Annotated in this window: 1 protein-coding gene; it reads left to right on the top strand. The window is 37.3% G+C overall.

Annotated features, from left to right (window positions below):
• Nucleotides 1-4170: beta strand repeat-containing protein (locus tag EYW44_RS22330; RefSeq protein ID WP_165872262.1), on the top strand; the 4170-nt coding region annotated here is incomplete at both ends.

Genomic DNA, 4170 nt, shown 5'->3' with positions numbered 1-4170 from the left:
GAGCAACTCCAGTTTCAATAAATACGTTAACATATACCTTTACAGGATTAGGCGCACAGAATCATGTAGTAAATATTACCGATAATAATGGATGTACAGCAACAGCAAATGATGATATCAATACAGAGTTAGTTGCTACAGCTACACCTACAGATATAAGCTGTAGTACAGCAGGTCAAATTTTAGTGAACACAGGAGGAACAGGTTCTGGATCAGGATATCAATTCTCAGTAGTTCCTGACGGAAATCCAGCAGGAACATATTCAACGACCAACCCTATACCTGTAGCAGCTGCTAATACATATGATGTATATGTATTAGACGGTGACGGATGTCCTTTTGTTATTCAAGATGTGGTAGTGAATGAATTCATTGATCCAAGTATGGTAGTGACATCTGCACCAAACCCAGTATGTTTTGGTGAAACATCAGTTGTGACTGTAACCATAAGTGATGGTTTAGCACCTTATAGTGTAAATATTACTAACGGAGGTTCAGTGAATCAAACAGTAAGTACAAGTACAACTACTGTTAATTTCCCAGGTTTATCAGGAGATACATATACAGTTACTTTAACTGATGCTAATGGGTGTCCAAGTCCAGCAGCAACTTTTAATTTAACAATTGATGAATTACCAGAAATAGACGCGATTATTTCAGGTGTAGTTCCTATGTCATGTATACCATATACAGGAAATGAATCACAGTTTGGTTTTGACTATGATCTACCAGCAGCATTGAGTGCGTTAGCAGCGCCATATTTTGTACAAGTAAGAGATAATTCAGGAACATGGTTTGATGATGATGGTGTAAATACTTTTACAAGTATTCCACCAGAAACTACTATTTCACCAGCAGTTCGAATTATCCATAGAGATCCTGTATCAGGAGTTGAAACTCAAGTTTGTTTTAGACAGTTTGTAGATTTTGAAACTACTTATACACTTAGTGGTTTAGTTATAAATACTTCTTTTAATATTTCTAACTGTGAAGATGGAATAGAAGTAGTAGTTCAAGCTTCAGGAGGTAGTAACATGTATGTATTTGCTAGAGATGCTATTCCTGGTCCAATACCAGCTGGATGGGATTCTCCAGATGTTTTAGGAGGTAATTCAAGAACTTATCCAAATTTAATACCAGGTGCTACATATACATTTTATGTAGCTGATACGGTAACAGGTTGTATAGAACAAGAAACTATAGTTGTAACTCCTCCAGACCCAGCTGATACAATACCAATAACTTCAATAGTTACTACGGAAGGTTGTGGTGCAGCTACAGGAGAAATAGAGTTTACCGTAGATAATTCAAATGGACTTGCTACAGCAACTTCAGCATCTTGGCATCTTTATGATAGAAGTACACCGTTATCTGATCCTTTGTCAGGTTCAGCTATAGAAAGCGGTACAGTGCCAGCTGGAGCATCTTTTGCAGTAACTACATCAGTGCCTTTAGCAGCAGGAACTTATTATTTAATCATTGAGGAACCAGGAACAACACCAACTTGTAGATGGGCTAGTGCAGATGTAGATATTATTGATGGTGTACCAATTACAGCAGATTTAAATGTTGTAAATAATATTACATGTAGTGTAGATGGAGTTATAAGTATTGATAATGTTGCTGGAGGTTTCCCAGGATATACATATTCAGTTAATTCATATCAAACAGGAGTTCCAGCTAATACCATTACAAGTAGCTTATCTGGTAATTTAGTTTCAGTTGCTTATGCTGATGCATCGGCAGTTACTTCTGTAACCATAGATGTTACGGTTACTGATAGTAAGAATTGTTCTAATATGTTTAGTCAAGTTTTAACAGTAAACCCAATTCCTACAATTACTGGAGCTACAGGGGATAGTTGTTCTTCTAACAAATCGATAGAGATAACTGTTTCAGGTGGTACGGCTCCATATATGTATTCAGTTGATGGAGGTGCAACGTATAGTGCTGCAACAACTGCAACAACTTATACTGTAGATGGATTAACAACAGGAGATTATAATGCTATTCAAGTTCAAGATAACAATGGATGTATTGCTACTTTTGGAGCAACGGTTTCATTATATGATGACATTGACTTTACTACAAATTTAGTAACGAGTTTAGATTGTGTCCCTAATGTAGGAGTTTACGAGATAGCTATTTTATCAGGTTCTGGTAATTTCACATTTGATATTCAGAATGCGGGATCGGTATCAGTAGATAGTGGAAATATAACTTCACCAGCTACTACAGCTACATTTGATATTCCAGCGGCAAGTCCAGGGGATTATGATGTAATCGTAACCGATACAGGTTCAGGATGTTCGATTACTAAGACAATCACAGTTGCACCAGCAGTAATCCCAACATTTACAGCAGTTGGAGTTGATGCGATTTGTGATGGAGATAGTAACGGACGTATTAATATCACTACTACAGCAGGAGTAATTCCAGTAACTTACCAAGCTACGACTAATCCAGGCGGAGTAGTAACAGGAACTTGGGATGCTACAGAGAGTGCGATCTTAGGATTACCAGCAGGAACTTATGATGTTGTAGGAACAGGATCTAATGGATGTGTATCAGCAGTTCAAACGATCACAATCGATGACTTTGATCCAGTTGATGTTCCAAATTTAACTATCAATCCATTTAACTGTACTACAGATAATGTAACAAATGAAGCTACCATTGTTTTTGATAGTACAGGAATCACAGGAGGAAGTGGTACTTACACCATAGAGTTACATGAGGTAGTAGGAGCAAGTGATGTAGTGGTTACTTCAGGATTAAATATAAGTTCAGGAATTTACACTTATACTATAACTGATGAATCAGGAGCTGATTACTATATCCGAGTAACAGATAATGAAGGATGTACAAATGTTTCGGCAAGTGATACTTTACCAGCATTTGAACGTTTAACAGGTATTACCGCAACAGAGGTAACGCCATTAGATTGTAACAATGATGAGTCAATCAGTGTAGAATTTACATCGACAAATACAGTAACAGGAGCTACGATTACTATTGTAGGAGATGTAACAGGAGCTGTTTATGCACCAATAACCTCAGTAAGTAGTGGAACACCAATAGCTGTAGGTTATACTTTACCAGCAGATACTTATACAATCACAGTATCTCATAGTACAGGGTGTGAATTAAGCACACGTTATACAGTTGAAGAGCCAATAGATCACATCATCAATGTAACTCCAGTGAATTCAGTATCATGTTTTGGAGGAGCAGATGGAGATGCAAGCTTTATCATAGATTCGAGTACACCTTATACAGGAGCTTATACTTATCAAGTATTAACTTCACCAGGAGGAGCAGTTGTAGCGGGAGTATCAGGATCAGGAGTAGGAAATGTATCAGAGTTAATCTCGGCAGATTCAGGTTTAGGCTTATCAGCAGGAACTTATGTTATTGAATTAACAATGACAGCTACACCAGATTGTGTTAGAACTTCAGCACCATTTACTATAGCAGGACCAACAGCCGCTATTACGGTTACACCAACAGCGAATCCGATCAGTTGTATAGGAGGAGCCGATGGAAGTATTTCAGTAGTTGCATCTGGAGGTTGGGGTAATTATAATTACCAATTAAACACAGGAACTATAGCATCATTAGGAGGAGTAGTTGCAGGATATGACTATGCAACTAATACGACAAATAATTTATTTGAGAACTTAAGTGCAGGAAATTATGTAGTTTCAGTTAGAGATTCAGAAGGATGTATTGAGCAATCAGAGGTTACTTTAGCAGATCCAACGCAAGTAGGGTTTAGTTTATCAATAGCTCATAATGCATGTTCACCATCAGGCGGAGACATTACAGTTACGGCTACAGGCGGAACAGGTTCATATAGATATATTTTATTTGATTCAACTGGAGCAACAGAACTAAGAAACCAGATAGATCCAAACAATGTATTTGTAGGTTTATCAGCAGGAGATTATATAGTTCAGGTAGAAGATAGTAATGGCTGTGGAGCAGTAGCAACACAACCAGCAACAATAAATGAAGATTTAGACTTTACTACAAATTTAGTAACAAGTTTAGATTGTGTCCCTAATGTAGGAGTTTACGAGATAGCTATTTTATCAGGTTCTGGTAATTTCACATTTGATATTCAGAATGCGGGATCGGTATCAGTAGATAGTGGAAATATAACTTCAC

Origin of the sequence: Tenacibaculum sp. M341 (genome assembly GCF_004337695.1) — a bacterium.
In the GTDB taxonomy this organism is placed as follows: Bacteria; Bacteroidota; Bacteroidia; order Flavobacteriales; family Flavobacteriaceae; genus Polaribacter.
Note: the sequence above shows the minus strand (reverse complement) of the source record. Positions and strands in the feature narration are given on the sequence as shown.